Origin of the sequence: Ensifer soli, from assembly GCF_041928815.1 — a bacterium.
Taxonomy (GTDB): domain Bacteria; phylum Pseudomonadota; class Alphaproteobacteria; order Rhizobiales; family Rhizobiaceae; genus JBHFEI01.
Genome location: NZ_JBHFEI010000001.1, coordinates 387,492 through 407,426, shown reverse-complemented (window position 1 = coordinate 407,426; position 19,935 = coordinate 387,492). Strand labels below are relative to the sequence as shown.

The 19,935-nt window shown below is 67.0% G+C and carries 19 protein-coding genes; 6 read left to right on the top strand and 13 right to left on the bottom strand.

Features of this window, described 5'->3' with window-relative positions:
- Positions 1-51 precede the first annotated feature (51 nt).
- Complete coding sequence (locus tag ACEVQ6_RS01825; protein ID WP_374887176.1) at positions 52-1,395, bottom strand: pyridoxamine 5'-phosphate oxidase family protein; 1,344 nt, start codon at positions 1,393-1,395, stop codon at positions 52-54.
- Positions 1,392-1,865: a pyridoxamine 5'-phosphate oxidase family protein gene (locus tag ACEVQ6_RS01820; RefSeq protein ID WP_374887175.1), complete on the bottom strand. Its 474-nt coding sequence runs from the start codon at positions 1,863-1,865 to the stop codon at positions 1,392-1,394. Before ACEVQ6_RS01820 ends, ACEVQ6_RS01825 begins: the two co-directional genes overlap by 4 nt.
- Positions 1,866-2,043: 178 nt before the next feature.
- On the opposite strand from ACEVQ6_RS01820, the gene ACEVQ6_RS01815 reads away from it, so the two are divergent.
- The 3 genes from ACEVQ6_RS01815 (at position 2,044) to ACEVQ6_RS01805 (ending at position 4,074) form a co-directional block, all read left to right on the top strand.
- Positions 2,044-2,505, top strand: coding sequence for a cupin domain-containing protein (locus ACEVQ6_RS01815; RefSeq protein ID WP_374887174.1), 462 nt, complete (start codon positions 2,044-2,046; stop codon positions 2,503-2,505).
- Positions 2,506-2,590: 85 nt separating this feature from the next.
- Positions 2,591-3,406, top strand: a complete 816-nt coding sequence (locus ACEVQ6_RS01810; RefSeq protein WP_374887173.1) for an arylamine N-acetyltransferase family protein — start codon at positions 2,591-2,593, stop codon at positions 3,404-3,406.
- Between the two features lie 47 nt (positions 3,407-3,453).
- On the top strand, positions 3,454-4,074 hold the full coding sequence (locus tag ACEVQ6_RS01805; protein WP_374887172.1) for a YceI family protein: 621 nt from the start codon (positions 3,454-3,456) through the stop codon (positions 4,072-4,074).
- 220 nt (positions 4,075-4,294) lie between these two features.
- Here ACEVQ6_RS01805 and ACEVQ6_RS01800 read toward each other — a convergent pair whose 3' ends face one another.
- Positions 4,295-5,548 carry a D-amino acid dehydrogenase gene (locus tag ACEVQ6_RS01800; RefSeq protein WP_374887171.1) on the bottom strand — a complete coding sequence of 418 codons (1,254 nt, stop codon included), beginning with the start codon at positions 5,546-5,548 and terminating at the stop codon, positions 4,295-4,297.
- Between the two features lie 144 nt (positions 5,549-5,692).
- On the opposite strand from ACEVQ6_RS01800, the gene ACEVQ6_RS01795 reads away from it, so the two are divergent.
- Entirely contained in the window at positions 5,693-6,151 is a 459-nt protein-coding gene (locus tag ACEVQ6_RS01795; protein WP_374887170.1) for an Lrp/AsnC family transcriptional regulator, read from the top strand.
- A 10-nt stretch (positions 6,152-6,161) separates the two neighbouring features.
- Here ACEVQ6_RS01795 and ACEVQ6_RS01790 read toward each other — a convergent pair whose 3' ends face one another.
- The 3 genes from ACEVQ6_RS01790 to ACEVQ6_RS01780 all read right to left on the bottom strand — a co-directional run bounded on the left by ACEVQ6_RS01790 (position 6,162) and on the right by ACEVQ6_RS01780 (position 9,227).
- A complete protein-coding gene (locus ACEVQ6_RS01790) occupies positions 6,162-6,581 on the bottom strand; it encodes a DUF4174 domain-containing protein (protein ID WP_374887169.1) in 420 nt (139 codons plus the stop codon).
- Between the two features lie 63 nt (positions 6,582-6,644).
- On the bottom strand, positions 6,645-7,850 hold the full coding sequence (locus tag ACEVQ6_RS01785) for an AI-2E family transporter (RefSeq protein ID WP_374887168.1): 1,206 nt from the start codon (positions 7,848-7,850) through the stop codon (positions 6,645-6,647).
- A 165-nt stretch (positions 7,851-8,015) separates the two neighbouring features.
- Complete coding sequence (locus ACEVQ6_RS01780; RefSeq protein ID WP_374887167.1) at positions 8,016-9,227, bottom strand: MFS transporter; 1,212 nt, start codon at positions 9,225-9,227, stop codon at positions 8,016-8,018.
- Between the two features lie 398 nt (positions 9,228-9,625).
- Between ACEVQ6_RS01780 and ACEVQ6_RS01775 the strand changes: the two genes are divergently transcribed.
- Together ACEVQ6_RS01775 and pgi are read left to right on the top strand one after the other, a co-directional pair.
- A complete protein-coding gene (locus ACEVQ6_RS01775; RefSeq protein ID WP_374887166.1) occupies positions 9,626-11,320 on the top strand; it encodes a long-chain-fatty-acid--CoA ligase in 1,695 nt (564 codons plus the stop codon).
- 122 nt (positions 11,321-11,442) lie between these two features.
- On the top strand, positions 11,443-13,068 hold the full coding sequence (gene pgi / locus ACEVQ6_RS01770; protein WP_374887165.1) for a glucose-6-phosphate isomerase: 1,626 nt from the start codon (positions 11,443-11,445) through the stop codon (positions 13,066-13,068).
- 59 nt (positions 13,069-13,127) lie between these two features.
- Here the strand turns inward: pgi and ACEVQ6_RS01765 are convergent, their stop codons facing one another.
- The 7 genes from ACEVQ6_RS01765 to ACEVQ6_RS01735 all read right to left on the bottom strand — a co-directional run bounded on the left by ACEVQ6_RS01765 (position 13,128) and on the right by ACEVQ6_RS01735 (position 19,696).
- Entirely contained in the window at positions 13,128-14,054 is a 927-nt protein-coding gene (locus ACEVQ6_RS01765) for a carbohydrate kinase family protein (protein WP_374887164.1), read from the bottom strand.
- Positions 14,055-14,094: 40 nt separating this feature from the next.
- Positions 14,095-14,793 carry an orotate phosphoribosyltransferase gene (locus ACEVQ6_RS01760; protein ID WP_374887163.1) on the bottom strand — a complete coding sequence of 233 codons (699 nt, stop codon included), beginning with the start codon at positions 14,791-14,793 and terminating at the stop codon, positions 14,095-14,097.
- Positions 14,794-14,796: 3 nt separating this feature from the next.
- The gene (gene pyrC, locus ACEVQ6_RS01755; RefSeq protein WP_374887162.1) at positions 14,797-15,837 is read right to left on the bottom strand and encodes a dihydroorotase; all 1,041 of its coding nucleotides are present in this window, start codon (positions 15,835-15,837) and stop codon (positions 14,797-14,799) included.
- 121 nt (positions 15,838-15,958) lie between these two features.
- Complete coding sequence (locus ACEVQ6_RS01750; RefSeq protein ID WP_374887161.1) at positions 15,959-16,588, bottom strand: nucleoside triphosphate hydrolase; 630 nt, start codon at positions 16,586-16,588, stop codon at positions 15,959-15,961.
- Positions 16,585-17,367 (bottom strand): ATP-binding cassette domain-containing protein, encoded by a 783-nt coding sequence (locus ACEVQ6_RS01745; protein WP_374887160.1) that lies wholly within the window; start codon positions 17,365-17,367, stop codon positions 16,585-16,587. The genes ACEVQ6_RS01750 and ACEVQ6_RS01745 overlap by 4 nt, the downstream gene beginning before the upstream one ends.
- Positions 17,367-18,449, bottom strand: a complete 1,083-nt coding sequence (locus ACEVQ6_RS01740; RefSeq protein WP_374887159.1) for an ABC transporter permease — start codon at positions 18,447-18,449, stop codon at positions 17,367-17,369. The genes ACEVQ6_RS01745 and ACEVQ6_RS01740 overlap by 1 nt, the downstream gene beginning before the upstream one ends.
- Positions 18,450-18,670: 221 nt before the next feature.
- A complete protein-coding gene (locus ACEVQ6_RS01735) occupies positions 18,671-19,696 on the bottom strand; it encodes a sugar ABC transporter substrate-binding protein (protein ID WP_374887158.1) in 1,026 nt (341 codons plus the stop codon).
- Positions 19,697-19,935: the final 239 nt, after the last annotated feature.

Here is a 19,935-nt window from a genome sequence, read left to right as displayed (position 1 = left end):
CATTTCCGCGCGCCGCGCGCCTGCGGCGGAGGAATCCGCTTCGGCGCGGCTTCATTCTCCCGCGGTCGTGAGCAGCAGTGCGCCCTCCGCCTCCAGCCGCACCCGGCCCCTCGCGCTCCGCACGATCCGCAGCGGCGCCTGCTTCTCCTCAAGCCGGCGTCGCAGCAGCAGCAGCCGGGTTTCGAGATTGTCCTTGATGTCCGGCATGCGGCCGCCGATCGCCAGCCGCATCTCCCGGTTGGAGAACTCGACGCGCCCGTCGCTCAGGTGCCAGTCGAGCATCTGGCGCAAGAGCGCGCCGGCAACGCCCTTGACGACATAGGCATCGTCGATGAACACGCTGTCGTCCACGCGGTGATGGGTGATGCGGATGCTGGGGCCGGCGGGTGGTTCGGCGTGGCGCGCCGGTCGCTGCGCCGGTTCGGCGGTCGCTGCCCTGCGCTCGCCGGCCGCCAGCGCGGCCGCAGCCTGGCCCGCGAGGATGTCGAGCGCGGCCTCGTCCTCCGCGCGAAAGGCCAGCCGCTCGACGCTTTCGGCGAAGAGCACGCCGACGGTGATGCCGCGCGAGACCATCGGCACGGCGATCTGGCTCATCGCGCCGGACAGGCGGGGAAAGGCGACGATGCGCGTCCGGTCCTCGAGCGCATCGGCATCGAGGCCGATGGCTTCCCCCAGCCGCCGGATGCGGCTCATGTCGCTGACCTTGATCGTCCGGCCGCTTGCCGCCGCCGCGCCGATCAGGCCGTCGTCGCCCGCCACCTCGGATCCGAGCCCCGAACGCGGGTAGCCCATGCTGCCGGTGGTGACGAGGGAGCCGCGATGGCCGTCGCGGATGAGCACGACCGCATGGGTGTAGCCGAGAACCGCGCGGATGGCGAGAAACAGCGCGTCGATCGTCTCGTCCGCCTCCTCCTGCCGTTCGATCGCACGGACGGCCTCGGCAAGTGCCGGAAGGCTGACGGGGCCGCGCCGGACGGGCGCCTGCGCGGTCTCGACCGGCGACGGGACCTTCTCGATCGCGTGCACGCGGAAGATGTCGGCGCTGCGCAGCCGCATCACCTCCGCCATGCCGACCTGCGCGCTGCTCGCCTTCAGGTGCAGCGCGATCCGCTCGAACAGCGGGCCGCTGTCGACGGAGCGGACGAAGCCGATATCGAGCAGGAACTGGTCGCCGGTGACGCCGTCGACGAGGATCAGCGTGACATGCGGATTGGCGCGCACATTCGCGGCCGTCTTGGCGAAGAACTGGTTGGAGAGCGCGACATGGTCCGCATCTACCCGCACGACATGGGAAAGATAGGAAATGTTCGGCATGCCGTCCGCCGAGGCGGTGGCGATGATCGAGGGGATGACGCCCTCGAAGCAGGCGGCGAGATCGTCGAGCGTGAGGCTCATTGCGTCCTTGCCCCGGCGCGCATGCCGGCGCTCGGGCCCGGCGTCTGGATGTAGATCTCGTCGACGGCGATCCGGACGACCCGCGCGTCGCGGCCGGTGAGCCAGGGCGCGATGATGCCGCGCGCCACGCCAAGCGATTCCAGTTCTCCGGTCGCCTTCGCCATGAACAGGTGGGCGGCCGCGTGATCGCGCGCCTCGATCTCGCGCAGGGTGGCCTGGCCCTTGAGCTGGAAGCTGACATAGTCGGAAGGGCTGACGAAGGTGACGGCGGCCCGGTGCGTCTGCCGGATCGCCGGCTCCAGCCGCGGCCACTGCCAGCCGGAGAAGATGACGTCGATCGCCTCCCGTCCCTCGTCGACGTGAAGGCCGACGCCGCGCCCGGCCGTGGGACGCCGCGCCGCGTCGGCAACGGCGATGATGCACATCAGCGGCCGTGTCAGGAAGTCGATGAGCCTGTCGTCGAGCCGCACTGTCGTCCCCGTCGCGCAATCTGCAGCCGTCTTAGCAAAGTTTTAGGATATTCGGCACCGGCCTGCACCTTCATTTAGGAACGCCGCCTTTTCTCACGCGCTATAGCAGCACCATACGAAGGCGGCGGGCAGGAAGCCCCGCGCTTCGGACCGAAGAGATCCCGCAACGGAGGGAAAAATGAACGCCTTCACCTACGCGGCCGTGTCGCGGCCCGGCCATGGCTGGCCTGTCGGCGCCTTCGGCGGCCATGTCGTCCGCCTGATGGCTGCCACCACCGGCGGCGCGCTCGGCCTGTTCGAGGCGACCGTATGCCCGGGAGACGGGCCGCCCTGGCATGCGCACGAGCGCGAGGACGAGTTTTTCCGCGTGCTTTCGGGCCGCTTCGGCTTCTGGTGCGCCGGCGATTATGTCGAGCTCGGGGAGGGCGGTTGCATCGCCCTGCCGCGCGGCGTGCCGCACCGGTTCCGCAACATCGGCGAGCGCGACGGCCAGCTGATGGTCGTCGTCACTCCGGGAGGTTTCGAGGACTTCTTCCTCCTCATCGATCTCTGCCGCCCGGAGACACCGGACGAACTTTCCGCCATCGCCGCGGAATTCGGCCTGACCTTCCCCCTTGAGGGCGACCGCAAGGCCGCCTGAGCTCCCCAACCCCTGTCCGAACCTCAACGACGGTCCATCGAAAGGAGACCGAAGGATGACGCACGTCCCTTCAAACGACACCGCCATGATGCTCACCCCCGCGCAACTCGACGCCTATCTCGCCCGGATCGGCGTCGACGGGCCGGTCCGCCCCGATCTTGCCGGCCTGTCGCGGCTGCATCGCGCCCATCTGATGACTTTTTCCTTCGAGGCGCTCGACGCCTTCATGGGCTGGCCCTCCGCGATCGCGCCGGCAGCCGCCTTCGCGAAGATGGTGGAGGGACGCCGCGGCGGGTGGTGCTACGAGATGAACGGGCTCTTCGGCGCGGCACTCGCCGCGCTCGGCTTCCGCGTCACCCGCCTCTGTGGCGGCGTCGACCGGGAAAGGCTCGGCGACCGCGCCATCGGCAACCACCTGACCCTGCGTGTCGATCTCGACCGTGCCTATCTCGCCGAGGTCGGCGTCGCCGATGCCATCGTCGCGCCCGTGCCGATCGCCGTCGGGCCGTTCAGCCAGCGCGGCTTCGATTTCTCGATCATGCCGACGGGCGACGGCTGGCTGCGGTTCAACAATCATCCGCAAGGCATCGCGCGCAGCTTCGACTTCCGCGCCGACCACAGCGACGAGGCGGCGCTCGCCGCCACCCAGGCCTGGCTGCTCCGCGATGACGCGTCGCCCTTCACCCACGCGCTCGCCGTCTTCCGGCATACGCCCGAAGGCTATGTCGCCCTGCAGAACGATCGCCTGCGCCGGGTGACGCCGGCCGGCGACACCGAAGCGCGCGTCACCTCCGCCGATCATCTCGCCGAGATCGTCGAGACCGTCTTCGACCTCGATGTCCCGCAGCACGCCCGCGTCTGGGACAGGATCGTCACGGTCCGTCGCGGGGAGGCCGCGTGAAACGACCCCGACTTTCCCGTCCACTGCGTGTCAAAAGGACCTTATTCATGCTCCGCACTGTCGCCTTCTGTCTCAGTTTCGCGCTGAACACCGCCTTTTCCTCCGCCGCGGGTCTCCCCGGGGCGGCACCCGCGGGGGTCTACAAGACGGACCCGTCCCATTCGAGCCTTCTCTTCTCCTTCAGCCATTTCGGCCTTTCGCGTTACACCGCGCGCTTCACGCGCGTCGACGCCCGTCTCGACTGGCGACCGGAGACGCCGGAAACCTCGAGGCTTTCGGTGACGATCGACCCGCTCTCCATGCGCACCGACTATCCCTGGCCGGAACTGGTCGATTTCGACGCGAAGATCGGCGGCGACGACACCTTCCTCGCGGGAAAGCCGATCGTCTTCGTCTCAAGGGCGATCCACGTGACCGGCGACAGGACCGGCACCGTCGAAGGCCTGCTGACGCTGCGCGGCGAGACACATCCGGCGACGCTTGACGTTGTCTTCAACGGATCGATGGCGGAGCATCCGATGATGGGCGTGCCGAAGATCGGCTTCTCGGCGACGGCGAGCCTCCGCCGCAGCGACTGGGGCCTCGACGTCGCCGTTCCGGACCTCGGCGACGTGGTGACCCTCGTCATCGAGACGCAGATGGTTCCCGAAGATCACCGTTTCGAATAGGCGGTGCGGCAGCGTCTCGGCGGCGAGCCCGCCGGCATTCGGCGCGCGGCAGCATCCATTCGAACAGCAGAGCGGTCAACCGATGTACTTTTGTCATTGAGGAGAAAGATGGGGAAGAGGAACGCAAATGCGTTCCCCGGGAGGTTCTCAGGCGCTTCGCCCGATCAAACGGGCGACACCGGGGATATCTGTCGTCTCCGATCGTCCCTGATGTCAGACGTCAGGCGGCATAGCGGGCGATCGAGAGGTCGGTGGCGTCGATCTCGGGCGTGCGGCCCTCGACGAGGTCGCGGATCAGGCGGGCGGAGCCGCAGCTCATCGTCCAGCCGAGCGTGCCGTGGCCGGTGTTGAGGAAGAGGCCGCCGATCCCGGTCGGGCCGATCACCGGTGTGCCGTCCGGCGTCATCGGCCGCAGGCCGGACCAGAAGGTCGCCTGTGAGAGATCGCCGCCGGGGAAGAGGTCGCCGACGGAATGTTCGAGCGTCCTTCGGCGCGCCGGCGCCAGATCGTTGGTGTAGCCGGAAATCTCCGCCATGCCGCCGACGCGGATGCGCCGGCCCAGCCGCGTGATCGCGATCTTATAGGTCTCGTCCATCACCGTCGATTCCGGCGCGCGGTCGGCATCGACGATCGGGATCGTCAGCGAATAGCCCTTGACCGGATAGACCGGCAGGCGGATGCCGTAGCGCCGCAGGATGAGCGGCGAGTGGCTGCCGAGCGCCACGATGACGGCGTCGGCGGCAAGCGTCGCGCCGCCGGCCTCCACGCCGCGCACGCGCCCGCCCTCGATGCGAAGGCCCGTCACCGTCGTTTCCTGCAGGAAGCGCACGCCGAGATCCGCGGCGATCGTCGCCAGCGCGTTGGTGAACAGGAAGCAGTCGCCGGTCTCGTCCTTCGGCGTCAGCAGCCCGCCGACGATCTTGTCCCTCTGGTGGCGCAGCGCCGGCTCGACGCGGATGCAGCCGTCCCGGTCGAGCACCTCGAAGGGAATGCCGTCGGCGGCAAGCGCCTTGACGTCCTTACCGGAGGCATCGAGCTGGGCCTGCGTGCGGAAAAGCTGCAGCGTTCCCTGCATGCGCGCGTCATAGGCGATGCCGGTATCGGCGCGGACGGCGGCCAGCGACACCCGGCTGTAATCGGCAAGCCGCAACATGCGGCTCTTGTTCAGGGCATAGCGCTCGCTGGTGCAGTTGCGCAGCATCCGCGCCATCCAGGACAGCATCGCCAGATCCAGCTTTGGGCGCAGGATCAGCGGCGCATGGGTCATGAACAGCCATTTCAGCGCCTTTTGCGGGATGCCGGGCGCCGCCCAGGGCGAGCAATAACCGAACGAGACCTCGCCGGCATTGGCAAAGCTCGTCTCCAGCGCCGGGCCAGGCTGGCGGTCGATCACCGTCACCTCGTGCCCCGCCTTCGCCAGTTCGTAGGCGCTGGTGACACCGATGACGCCCGCGCCGAGAACAACGACCTTCATGGCTTTCCCCATCCTGCCCGCGGGACACTCGCCGCGACGACAAGACTAGGCGCAGGATCGAAGAATGTTCCGGCTTTTCCGCGCAGATCGTGCCAATCTTCGACTATCCTTCGACGATACGGCGAAAATGGGAAAGATTCGTGCATGGGCGCCCTGGACGGGATCGATCGCAACATCCTGCGGCTCTTGCGGCTCAACGCGCGCATCAGCAATGCGGCTCTCGCCGCCGAGGTCGGCCTGTCGCCCTCGGCCTGCCTCAGGCGCATCCGCATCCTGGAAACGTCCGGCGTCATCCGCGGCTACACCGCGCTCGTTGACAGCGGCGCCGGAGACAGCGCGATCGCCGTCATCATCAACATCACGCTCGAACGGCAGACGGAGGACTATCTCAACCGCTTCGAGGCGGCCGTCCGGCGCCATCCCGAAATCCGGGAGTGTTACCTTATGACGGGCGGTTCGGACTATCTCCTGCGCGTCGACGTGGCGAGCGCCGGCGAGTTCGAGCGCATCCACAAGGACATCCTGTCGACGCTGCCCGGGATCCTGCGCATCCATTCAAGCTTTTCGATCCGCAACGTGCTGGCCGGCCGGCCGGCGCGGTAGAGCCCGACGGCTACTGCCCCGCCTCTCCGGCGCGCATGGGCATGGCGTCGATGACACCGAAAAGCTCCGCCATCGCCACCGGTTCGCCGCGACGCAGCTTGACCGTGCCGTCCTTGCCGATCAGCACCAGCTCGAACGACGTCGCGCGTCCGCCCTCGGAAAGGGCGGCCCGGAGCGCCTTGCCGTCGTAGTCGTCGGCTCCGGCCAGCGTCTCCGCCGTCTCGCCGTCGACATGGATCACGACGAGCTGGCGCTCGGAAAGGCCGGGCTCCTCCGCCTTCAGCATGTCCTTCTGCTTCTGGAAGGCGGGATCGGCGGTGTCGGCGAAGATCACCAGCGCGCGGTTCTTCCATTGTAGTTCCGCAAGCGGCGCCGCAACGGCCGGAAGGGCGAAGAAAGAGGCAAGCATGACGGTGACGATCATCTTCATCCGGTATCCCCCAGGGTGCCACGGGAAATGCGGAGCGAGGCCTGGTTGTTCCCGTCCTTAGGCTCAGCGTGCGAGATCGGGCGGCCGCGCGGCCTCGATCGTCGCCTCCTCGACGGGATGGGAGGTGACCTCGCGCAGCCATTCTCGCCAGATCGCCACCAGCAGCGCCATCAGCACCGGGCCGACGAAGAGCCCGAGGAAGCCCATGGTCTTGACGCCGCCGATCAGGCCGAAGAAGGTCGGCAGGAAGGGAAGCTGGATCGGTCCGCCGACGAGGCGGGGCCGCAGCGTCTTGTCGACGATGAAGAGCTCGATCGTGCCCCAGGCGAAAAGCGCGACGCCTTCGAACACCGATCCGCTGGCGACGAGATAGACGGAGACGAGGGTGAAGCAGAGCGGCGCCCCGCCCGGGATCAGCGCCATCATGCCGGTGATCAGGCCGAGCGTCACCGGCGAGGGAACGCCGGCAAGCCAGTAGCAGAAGCCGAGCAGGATGCCCTCGCCGATGGCGATCGTGCCCATGCCCATCACCGTCGAGCTGATCGTCAGCGGCACGATGCGCGAGATGCGCTCCCAGCGCATCGGGAAGATGCGCTCGCCGACACGGTCGATCTGGGCGGCGAAACGCTCGCCGTCGCGATAGACGAAGAAGAGCGAGATCAGCATGAAGAGAAGCGTGAGGAAGGACTGGAAGGCCGACGCGCCGACGACCAGGACACCGCGATAGATGTTGCCGATGTTCGAGCCGCTGACGAGCTGGATCAGTTCGCCGAGCGCGCCGGGACGGCCGACATGGGTGGCCCACTGGGTGCCGAGCCAGGCGCCGACGCCGGGAATGCCCGTCAGCCAGGAGGGGGTATCGGCGCCCTGCGCGTTCGCCTCGATCGCCCAGATCGCCCAGATGCGCACCTCGTCGACCGCATAGGCCGTCGCGATCGAGATCGGCACGATGATGAAGGAAAGAACGCAAAGGATGGCGATCGTGGCGCCGAACGTCCTGTTGCCACCGATGGCGTCGAGCAAGCGCCGGTAGACGGGCCAGCTCGCGAAGCCGATGACCAGCGCGGCCAGGACCGGCACGAGGAAGCCGTGGAAGAAATAGACCCCGGCGAGGAGAACCAGCAGCAGCAGCCAGCGCGCGGCGGAAATGGGCAGGACCAGTGCTGAGCGCGTCGCCGCCGCCTGTCCGAAGAAGCGTGGCTCCATGCGGGCCTTTTCCGCTTCGACCTTGCTGATCTGCACCCGACTGCCTCCGTGTGGTTCCGACATCCGAACATGGCGGGCGCAACCGAGCCGGGCCACCCGGTGGCCCACCGGCGGCTGGTCTAGCGCCCGATCGTGATCAGACGATGACATTCATAGAGGACGGCGCGCCAAATGTCGCGCGCGAAGATGGCGGCTGCGACGCCGGTGCGACACTGCCGCTGCGTCCGCTCAGGTGGCGGCCGCCGCCTGCGTGCCGCGCATCGAAAGCGCGAGGACCACGATGTAGATGGCGAGGCCGCCAAGGCCGAGCACGGCTGCGGCCAGCCCGGTCGAGGTGTAGCCGTAGCCCGACGCGATCGCCACGCCGCCGAGCCAGGCGCCGAGCGCGTTGGCGATGTTGAAGGCGGAATGGCTGAGCGCCTGCGCCAGCGTCTGCGCCTGTCCCGCGACGTCCATCAGCCGCGTCTGGATGCCGGGAACGACGGTGAAGCCGCCGCCGATCAGCAGCACGTTGATCACCGCCAGCCACGGGCTGCTCATGGTGAAATAGAACAGGACATAGGCGACGAGATTGAAGGTGAGCGCGATGCCGATCGCCGGCAGCAGCGCCCAGTCGGCCAGCCTCGAGCCAACGATGTTGCCGAGGATCATGCCGGCGCCGAAGACGGACAGCATGATCGGCACGCTTGCGACCGACATGCCCGCACTTTCGGTGAGCGCGGGGCTGATATAGCTGAACACGGCGAACATGCCGCCGCAGCCGATGGCGCAGATGCCGAGCATCAGCCAGACCTGGAGATTGGCGAGCGCGCCGAGTTCGCGCAACGGCGAGGCGCCGGGCTGCGGCCTGTCGCGCGGCACGAAGAGGCGCGTGAGCACGGCGCAGGCGAGCGCGATCACGCCGACCAGGGCAAAGGCGGCGCGCCAGCCGAAAAGCTGGCCGATGAACGCCGCGACCGGCGTGCCGACCAGGGTGGCGATCGTCAGCCCCATCATCACCCGGCCGATGGCGCGGGCCCGCTGGTTCGGCGCGACCATGCCGGCGGCAACGAGGCTCGCCATGCCGAAGAAGGCGCCGTGCGGCAGGCCGGCGGCAAAGCGGGCGGCGAGCAGCAGCCCATGGCTTTCGGCCATCGCGCTTAAGAAATTTCCGGCGGCAAACACCGTCATCAGGATGAGGAGCATGACATGGCGCGACATCTTCGCGGCGAGCACCGCGATCAGCGGCGCGCCGACGACGACGCCGATCGCATAGGCGCTGATGACGCCGCCGGCTGTCGGGATCGAGATGCCGAGATCGTCGGCGACGTCGGGCAGCAGGCCCATGATGGCGAACTCGCCGGTGCCGATCGCGAAACTGCCGACGGCAAGCGCCAATTCTGGCAAGGAAACGCCGGCGACGCGCCGGACAGGGGGCGTGGACAATCGTGGATCGGACATCGAACACCGGAAGCGGCACGCTTCGGCCGCCAGAGCGAACAGGGAGATGGAATATAAAGGGTGGCGAGGCGTGGGAGGACGCTTCTGATGCAATGCAATATACCCGTTCGCGCTGCCCTGCAAAGGATTTTCAGGCCGAGGCGTGGCGAAATCTGGGGGCGTCCGCCGAATGGTGCCGGCGCCCCGGGAGCGCCGCCGCGCGCCGTGCGGCGGGGGATTTCGTGCCCGAGATTATAAAAACCTTCAGTCTTTTCGCCCATTCTCGCGGGCGACATCCGCAGACGGGCCGGTCCGGCTTGTCGCCGGCGGGGAAAGGCGTCATCCTCGTCCTGAGGGCGGGCACCGGGCCGGGGAGGATGCGTGCATTCGCTAAAAAAGGCGGGGCCGCGGGAGGAACGATGGGCGAGACGGACACGACACGCGCGGATGCCCCGGCCGGCCGGTTCTGGCTCGCCTCCTATCCGGCCATCGTGCCGCCGGAGATCCCGCCGCTGCGCCATGCCTCGATCGGCGCCTTCTTCGACGAGGCCGTCGCGCGCCATCGCGAGCGTCTCGCCTATACGTCGATGGGCAGGAGCCTGACCTTCGCCGATCTCGACCGGCTGTCGGCCCGCATCGGCGCCTGGCTGCAATCGATCGGCCTCACGCGCGGCGACCGGGTCGCGGTGATGATGCCGAACATCCTGCAGAACCCGGTCGTCACCTTCGGCATCCTCAGGGCCGGCTTTACTGTCGTCAACGTCAATCCACTCTACACGCCGCGCGAGCTCGAATACCAGCTGAGGGATTCCGGCGCGAAGGTCCTCTTCGTCCTGGAAAATTTCGCCCGCACGGTCGAGCAGGCGATCGGAAAGACGCAGACGTCCCATGTCGTGGTCACGGCGATGGGCGACCTCCTGGGACTGAAGGGACACCTCGTCAACCTCGTCGTGCGCCGGGTGAAGAAGCTGGTGCCGGCCTGGTCTCTCCCCGGCCACGTCCCCTTCCGCACGGCGCTCGCGCATGAGGGCGGGCTTTCAAAGGTGGATGTCGGCGCGGCGGAGATCGCCTTCCTGCAATATACCGGCGGCACGACGGGCGTCTCCAAGGGCGCGGCCCTGACCCATGCCAATCTCCTGTCGAACATGGCGCAGATGGAATTGTGGCTGGCGACCGCGTTCACGCGGCAGCCGAGGCCGGAGGTCCTGACCTTCGTCTGCGCCCTGCCGCTCTACCATATCTTCGCCCTCACCGTGAACGCGATGATCGGGCTGATGCTCGGCGGCCACAACGTGCTGATCGCCAACCCCCGCGACATTCCCGCCTTCGTCAAGGAACTGTCGAAGCATCCGGTGACGATCTTCCCCGGGCTCAACACGCTGTTCAACGCGCTGATGAACCATCCGGACTTCCGCAAACTCGACTTTTCCGCCCTGCGGCTGACGCTCGGCGGCGGCATGGCGGTGCAGCGACCGGTCGCGGAGCGCTGGAAGGCGATGACGGGCTGCGTCGTCACCGAGGGCTACGGACTTTCGGAAACCTCGCCGGTCGTCTCGGCCAACCCCTGTGATCTTGAGGATTTCACCGGCACGATCGGACTGCCGCTGCCCTCGACCGAGATCGAGATCCGCGACGAGGATGGGCGCACGCTGCCCGTCGGCGGGATCGGCGAGATCTGCATCCGTGGGCCCCAGGTCATGGCCGGCTACTGGCAGCGGCCGGAGGAGACGGCGAAGGCGATCATGCCGGACGGTTTTTTCCGCTCCGGCGACATCGGCTTCATCAATGCGGCCGGCTACACGCGCATCGTCGACCGCAAGAAGGACATGATCCTGGTCTCCGGCTTCAACGTCTATCCGAACGAGGTGGAGGAGGTGGCGGCGGGCCATCCCGGCGTGCTCGAATGCGCCGCGATCGGCGTACCGGATCCGCATTCCGGCGAGGCGGTCAAGCTCTTCGTCGTCCGCCGCGAGCCGGGTCTCAGCGAGGACGACGTGAAGGCCCATTGCGCCGCCGGCCTGACCAATTACAAACGTCCGAAGCTCGTCGAATTCCGCGACGCGCTGCCGAAATCGCCGGTCGGCAAGATCCTGCGCAAGGATCTGCGCGGCTGACCGCCGCAAACGGCGGCACGCCGGGCGGGCGGGCTTGATCTGCCGCGTTCAAATCGATTAGAGCGTTGCACAGCACCCTGTTCCGCCGTGCCTCGCCACACCATCGTCCGCAGGAGACATCCATGAAATCGCTTGTCGAACAGCTGAAATCGACTGTGTCCGAAACCGGTGCCACCGACATCCGCGCCGCCTTTTCGGCCGATCCGGAGCGTTTCGCCCGCTTCAGCCTGACGCTCGGAGATCTTCTTTTCGACTATTCCAAGACGGCCGTGAACGAGGCGGTGATGGCCGGGCTCGTGGAGATCGCCCGGGCAGCGCGCGTCGAGGAGAAGCGCGACCGAATGTTCTCCGGCGCGATCATCAACATCACCGAGGAGCGCGCCGTGCTGCACACGGCGCTGCGCAACCGCTCCAACACGCCGGTCATCGTCGACGGCCGCGACGTGATGCCGGACGTCAACGCCGTGCTCGACGCGATGGGCGCCTTCTCGGACGCGGTGCGCTCGGGCGCGATCAAGGGGGCGACCGGCAAGGCGATCACCGACGTCGTCAACATCGGCATCGGCGGTTCCGACCTCGGCCCGGTGATGGCGACGCTGGCGCTCGCGCCCGACCATGACGGGCCGCGCCTGCACTTCGTCTCCAACATCGACGGCGCCCATATCGCCGACACGCTGAAGCTGCTCCAGGCCGAGACGACGCTCATCATCGTCGCCTCGAAGACCTTCACCACCATCGAGACCATGACCAATGCCGCGACGGCCCGCGCCTTCATCGCCGACGCGCTCGGGGAGGCCGCCGTCGGCCACCACTTCGCCGCCGTCTCCACCGCGCTCGACAAGGTCGCCGCCTTCGGCATCGACGGAACGCGCGTCTTCGGCTTCTGGGACTGGGTCGGCGGGCGCTATTCGATCTGGTCGGCGATCGGCCTGCCGCTGATGATCGCCATCGGCAAGGAGAAGTTCGCCGATTTCCTCGCCGGCGCGCATGCGATCGACCGGCATTTCCAGACCGCGCCGCTTGCCGAGAACATCCCCGTGCTGCTCGGCCTGATCGGCTACTATCACCGCAACGTGCTCGGCTATCCCTCGCGCGCCATCCTTCCCTACGACCAGCGCCTGTCGCGCTTTCCCGCCTATCTGCAGCAGCTCGACATGGAATCGAACGGCAAGGCGGTGACGATGGACAGCTTGCCCGTCGAGGGCGACACCGGACCGGTCGTCTGGGGCGAGCCCGGCACCAACGGCCAGCACGCCTTCTACCAGCTGATCCACCAGGGCACGACGATCATCCCGGCCGAATTCATGATCGCCGCCAACGGCCACGAGCCCAACCTGCGCCACCAGCACCAGCTCCTCATCGCCAACTGCCTGGCGCAGTCGGAAGCGTTGATGAAGGGCCGGACGCTCGAAGAGGCGAAGGCGCAGCTGACCTCGAAGGGGATGGACGAGGCCAAGGCCGACCGGATCGCCCCCCACCGCGTCTTCCCCGGCAACCGCCCGTCGATCACCTTCGTCTACGACCGGCTGACGCCGAACCTGCTCGGCCGGCTGATCGCCGTCTACGAACACCGCGTCTTCGTCGAGGGCGCGCTCTTCAACATCAACTCCTTCGACCAGTGGGGCGTCGAGCTCGGCAAGGAACTGGCGACCGGCCTGCTGCCGGTGGTGGAAGGCCGGGAAAGCGCCGAGGGGCATGATTCCTCGACGGCCGGACTGGTGGCTGCCCTGCTGAAGGCGGCGACGTAAGACGAAAGGGGCGCGGAACCCACGTTCCGCGCCCTTTCGATGTCAGATGTCTGATACGATCAGAGGCCGATCTCGTGTGCCCAGGGCGGGTTTGCCCCGGCGCGGGAAACCGTGACGGCCGCAGCCTTCGCGGCCAATGCCAGTGCATTGCGCACCGCGCTCTCATCCAGCGATGCGACAGCAGCCTTGGTCAGCAGGTGGTCGCGCTTGAGCGATGCGAGCACGCCGGCATCGAACGTGTCTCCCGCGCCGATCGTGTCGACCACGGTCACTTTTTCCCCCGGCACGGAGACCTTGTGGTCCTTCGTGTAGCCGACGGCCCCTTCGGCGCCCTTGGTGATCACCACCAGCTTCGGCCCGCGCTTCAGCCATTCGGCGGCAAGGGCGTCGTGGTCGCCGTCCATGCCGAACCAGTCCAGATCCTCGTCGGAAAACTTGATGATATCCGACATCGCCGCCATGCGGCTGATACGGCCGAGATGCTTCGGCTTGTCCTTGATGAAGCCGGGGCGGATGTTCGGATCGAGGCTGATCACCCGCGTCGCCGCCTCGCGCGCCATCAGCGTTTCGTAGGTCTCGCCGCACGGGTCGGGGATCAGGCTGATCGCGCCGAAATGCAGCGCCTCGCAATCGTCGCCGAGCACCGGCAGGTTTTCGGTGGTGATCATCCGCCCGGCGGTGTTCTCGTCGTAGAAGGCATAGGTCGCCTGGCCGTTGACGAGCTTGACGAAGGCGACCGTGGTCGGCCGCGACAATGTCGCGCACGGAGCGAAATCGACACTGGACGCGGCCAGCGTCTCGCGCAGGATGTCGCCGAGCATGTCGTCGGAAAGCCCGGTGAAGAAGGCGGTCGGAATGCCGAGCCGGCCGAGCGCGATCGCCGTGTTGAAAATCGCGCCCCCGGCATAGGGCGCATAGGCACTTTCGCCGAGCGTCGTCTGACGCGGCAGCATGTCGATCAGAGCTTCCCCACAGCACAGGATCATGACGGCGTTCCCTCTTCTGGATAGGCGGTTTTCTTGTCGTTCAGGCCTTTGACAGCGTGGTGACGCCGCCATGGCGGCCGGACCATTCGAGCGGCGCCTCGAGGAAGGAGGCGACCTCCGACAGCGTCGCCGCATCGAAAAGGTGCTTTTCGCGCGCGACGGCAAGAACGTTCTGCCAGGTGGCGATGTGATGCAGCCGCACCTTGCCGTCGCGGAAACGCGTCTCGGCATCGGCGAAGATGCCGTAATAGAAGAGGGCGATGCCGTGGTCGACGATGCCGCCGGCCGCCCGCACGGCGTCGATGAAGGTGAACATCGAGCCGCCAGCGGTCGTCAGATCCTCGATGACGAGGACGCGCGACCCTTCCGGCATGTGGCCCTCGATCTGGGCGTTGCGGCCGTGGCCCTTCGGCGCCTTGCGCACATAGACCATCGGCAGCGCCAGCCGCTCGGCGAGCATGGCGGCAAAGGGAATGCCGGCCGTCTCGCCGCCGGCGATCACGTCGAACTGCTCGAACCCGGCATTGGCCACAACCGTCGCGGCGGCGAAGTCCATGATCGTCGAGCGGATGCGCGGATAGGAGAGCAGCTTGCGGCAGTCGATATAGACGGGGCTGCGCATGCCGGAGGCGAGCTTGTAGGGTGTCTCCGGCTGGAAATGCACGGCCTTGATCTCCCAGAGCATCCGGGCCATCTGCTCGGCCATCACGGCGGGATCGGAAAACGGGACGGAGATCATGGTCTACTCCTCGACCGCCCAGTGGAGCGGGAACATCGGATCGAAAACGGTGACGGGACCGGCGCCGGTGTCGATCTTCGCCGGATAGGCGACGGGCTCGGCGCGCCTGACGAGCCGGATCGTCTCCTCGTTGGCGGGCAGGCCGTACCAGGCAGGGCCGTTCAGCGAGACGAAGGCCTGGAGGCGGTCGAGCGCGCCTTCCTCTTCGAACACATGGGCGAGGCAGCTCATCGTGTTGATCGATGTATAGATGCCGGCGCAGCCGCAGGCGCATTCCTTCAGCGGATCGACATGGGGTGCCGAATCCGTGCCGAGGAAGAAGCGCGCATCCCCTGAGGTCGCCGCCCTGCGCAGCGCCTGCCTGTGGTGTTCGCGCTTGGCGACCGGCAGGCAATAGTAATGCGGGCGGATGCCGCCGACGAGGATGGCGTTGCGGTTGATGATCAGGTGATGGGTGGTGATCGAACCGGCGAGGTTGGATCCGGCGGAGGCGATATAGTCGACGCCGTCCTTCGTCGTCACGTGCTCCATCGTCACCTTCAGTTCCGGCAGCCGGCGGCGCAGCGGATCGAGCACCGTCTCGATGAAGACCGCCTCGCGGTCGAAGATGTCGACCTCGGGCGTCGTCACCTCGCCGTGGACGCAAAGCGGCAGGCCGATCGCGGCCATCCTTTCCAGCACCGGCATCGCCTTGTCGATGTCGCGCACGCCGCCATGGGAATTGGTGGTGGCGCCGGCCGGATAGAGTTTCACCGCCCTGACGAGCCCTGATGCGTGGCCGGCCGCGACATCGTCCGGATCGGTGTGTTCGGTGAGGTAGAGCGTCATCAGCGGCTCGAAGCGATCGCCGGCCGGAAGCGCTGCGAGGATGCGGGCGCGATAAGCCTCGGCATCGGCGGTGGTCACGACCGGCGGCACCAGGTTCGGCATGATGATGGCGCGGGCGAAATGCCGGCTCGTGTCGCCGACGACGCCCTTAAGCATGGCGCCGTCCCTGAGATGGAGGTGCCAGTCGTCCGGGCGGCGGATGACGAGCTCGGTCATGCTGACTTCCTTCAAGATCACGTTACAGCGGATATCCCCGTCCGATATCACCGTTTCACCGGTGCGAACAATCCGTCCCGTCAACGAAGCGCGCCTCTGTCCACCGGCACGGCGGCAGTCATCAGCCGATCGCGACGATGTCGACGGACAGATCGGCCGGCCGCGACCGCTCGATGACGCGCCGGCCGTTCGGCAGGTCGTTGCCGTCGAGCTTGCGCATCACCTCGTCCGCCGGGAGCCCGTAGCCCTCCCAGCGCGCCTTCAGCCGGTCGCGCAACACCTCATAGGCGGGGCCGACGAAGATCGTCATGTCGAAGGCGCCGTCGAGCCGCGTCCAGGGTGCCTCGTCGAGCAGCAGGTAGTTGCCTTCCGCGAGCACGATGCGCGTCTCCGGCAGGATCGCGCGGGCCGAGGCGATGGCGATCTCGCGGGACCGGTCGAAGACCGGGACGAGCACCTCCTCGTCGCCGCGCCGCACGGCCGCGACGATGTCGAGAAAGCCGCGCACGTCGAAGGTTTCCGGCGCGCCCTTGCGCGACAGCAGGCCACGCGCCTCCAGGATGCCGTTGTCCATGTGGAAGCCGTCCATCGGCAGGATGGCGGCCGTTTCGCCGCGCGCCGTCAGTTCGGCGAGCAGCGCTTCGGACAAAGTGGATTTGCCGGCCCCCGGGGGGCCGGCAATGCCTGCGACGAAGCGGGACCGGGATCCCGCCCGCCGCAGAAGGTCGTCCGCGATGTCGCCCGGCGTCATGCGGCGAGCGCCTCGCGCGGCGGCTCCTTCGCGCCCGTCATGAAGGCGACCGCATCCGACATCGAGTAATCCTTCGGATTGATGATGCAGAGGCGCTTGCCGAGACGATGGATGTGGATCCGGTCGGCGACCTCGAACACATGCGGCATGTTGTGCGAGATGAGCACTATCGGCAGGCCGCGAGCCCGCACGTCGAGGATCAGTTCCAGAACGCGGCGGCTTTCCTTGACGCCGAGCGCGGCCGTCGGCTCGTCGAGGATGATGAGCTTGGAGCCGAAGGCGGCGGCGCGCGCCACCGCCACGCCCTGGCGCTGGCCGCCCGAGAGCGTCTCCACCGCCTGGTTGATGTTCTGGATGGTCATCAGCCCGAGTTCCGACAGCTTGTCCCGGGCGAATTTCTCCATCGCCGAGCGGTCGAGCATGCGGAAATACTGGCCGAGCGGCCCCTTCTTCCGGATTTCGCGGCCGAGGAACATGTTGTCGGTGATCGACAGCGCCGGCGACAGCGCGAGCGTCTGGTAGACGGTCTCGATGCCGGCCTCGCGCGCCTCGATCGGCGAGCGGAAGTTGACGACCTGCCCGTCGAGGCGGATCTCGCCTTCGTCGGGATGGACCGCGCCGGAAATCGCCTTGATCAGCGAGGACTTGCCGGCGCCGTTGTCGCCGATGACCGCGAGGATCTCGCCCCGGTGCAGTTCGAAATCGGCATGGTCGAGGGCGGTGACGCGACCATAGCGCTTCACCAGTCCCTTGGCGGAGAGGATGACGTCCTTTTGCATTAGCCTGCCACCTTTCTGATCCACTGGTCGATCGTCACGGCCGCGATGATGAGCACGCCGATCAACAGGTAGGTCCATTGCGGATCCGTGCCGATCAGGCGCAGGCCGAGCTGGAACACGCCGACGATCAGCGCCCCGAACAGCATGCCCATGATCGAGCCGCGGCCGCCGAAGAGCGAGATGCCGCCGATCACCACCGCGGTGATCGATTCGATGTTGGCGAACTGGCCGGCGGTCGGCGAGACCGAGCCGATGCGGCCGATGAGGGCCCAGCCGGCGAGCGCGCAGATGATGCCGGAGAGGACATAGACGGACATCAGCATGTTCTTGACGTTGACGCCCGACAGTTCGGCCGCGTCCGGGTCGTCACCGACGGCGTAGACATGCCGTCCCCAGGCGGTCTTGTTCAGCACGTACCAGAGCAGACATGTCAGCAACACCATGGTGATGACACCATAGGTGAAGACGGCCCCTCCGAAGCGGACGCTGTTGGCGAAGAACTGCAGGATCGGCGCGGTGGCGGTGATGTCCTGGGCGCGGATCGTCTCGTTCGCCGAATAGAGGAAGTTGGCGGCGAGCACGATCTGCCACATGCCGAGCGTGGCAATGAAGGGCGGCAGCTTGACGCGCGAGACCAGCCAGCCGTTCACCGCGCCGCAGAATGCGCCGACGGCAAAGCCGCAGGCGATCGCCACCGTCGGCGGCAGGCCGTAGCGGAAGGTGAACTGGCCCATGACGACCGAGGACAGGACCATGATGGCGCCGACCGAGAGATCGATGCCGGCCGTCATGATGATCAGCGTCTGCGCCGCGCCGACGATGCCGGTGATCGCCACCTGCTGCAGGATCAGCGTCAGCGAGAAGGCCGAGAAGAACTTGGTGCCGAGCAGCGAGCCGAAGATCGCCACCGACAGGACGAGCACGATCAGCGAGACGGCGGACGGCCGCGAATGCAGAAAGTGCTGGAATTTCTGGATGCTTGATTTCTCGTGCGTATCGAACGAGGCGACCTGACGGGAGCTGTTCGCGAGCTCCTTTTCGAAGTCCTGGCCTCGCGGCGCCGCGACATTTGGGTCACTCATGGATGCTCCTCCCGCTCTCATCCCCGCGATCGACGGGCGTCCTGCGGCCGTGCAAAGCGAGCGCGGCGACCAGGCGTCCTCCGGTCAGATCGAAGCCTGCGGCATGGCGCGCAGCCGTGCCTGCGAAAAAAGGAGGGGCGACTGCCCGTCCCGGGCGCGAAACGCGCCCGGGCGATGCCGCCCCTCCGCTCAAGGTCCGATAAATCGGGCCGCCGGAAGCCTTAGCCCCAGCACTTCTCCAGGCCTTCCTTGGTGTCGATCGACTCGACGCCGGCGACCGGCTTGTCGGTGATGAGCGCGACGCCCGTGTCGAAGAAGGACTTGCCTTCCGTCGGCGCCGGCTTCTCGCCGGTGTCGGCGAACTTCTTGATCGCCTCGACGCCGAGGGCGGCCATCAGCAGCGGATACTGCTGGGAGGTCGCGCCGATGACGCCGTCGACGACGTTCTTGACACCCGGGCAACCGCCGTCGACCGAGACGATCAGCACGTCGCCTTCCTTGCCGACGGCCTTCAGCGCCTCATAGGCGCCGGCTGCGGCCGGTTCGTTGATCGTGTGCACGACGTTGATGGTCGGATCCTTCTGGAGAAGGTTCTCCATCGCGCGGCGGCCGCCTTCCTCGTTGCCGTCGGTGTAGTCGTGGCCGACGATGCGCGGATCGTCCTCGTCGCCGATCTTGTTCGGGTCCTTCGGGTCGATGCCGAAGCCGATCATGAAGCCCTGGTCGCGCATGACGTCGACGGAGGGCTGCGAGGCGTTGAGGTCGAGGAAGGCGATCTTGGCGTCCTTCGCGGCGTCGCCCAGCGAACCGGCGGCCCACTGGCCGATCAGCTTGCCGGCAAGCAGGTTGTCGGTCGCGAAGGTCGCGTCGGCGGAGTCTGCCGGCTCGAGAGGCGTGTCGAGCGCGATGACGACGATGCCGGCGTCACGCGCCTGCTTGACGCTCGAGACGATGCCCTTGGTGTCGGAGGCTGCGAGCAGGATGCCCTTGACGCCGTCGGCGATGCAGGTTTCCATCGCGGCGACCTGGCTCTCGCTGTCGCCGTCGATCTTGCCGGCATAGCTCTTCAGGGTAACGCCGAGCTCGGCGGCCTTCGCCGTCGCGCCTTCCTTCATCTTGACGAAGAAGGGGTTGGTGTCCGTCTTGGTGATCAGGCAGGCGCCGATGTCGGCGGCGCTGGCCGGAGCGGCGAAGGCCACGCCGAGGGCGAGCGCACCGATGGCGGCGGAAAGAATCGAAGTCTTCATGAAGTCCTCCCAAGGATGAAACACAAGGGAACCGGCGGCCGGTCCCGTCAGGCCTCACCACCCGCAACAGCCGTTCTCCTCCGCTGCGACTGGTGGTTCCGGCCACGAAAAGACCATCAAAAATTCCTCCTGTCAATAAATAAATCAAATTGAATTATTATTTATATGCGGCATACTCGCTTTACGCAGGGTGTGGAGAGCCCTGTGTGCAGTGCAACAGAAACAAGCAGTTACCTGCC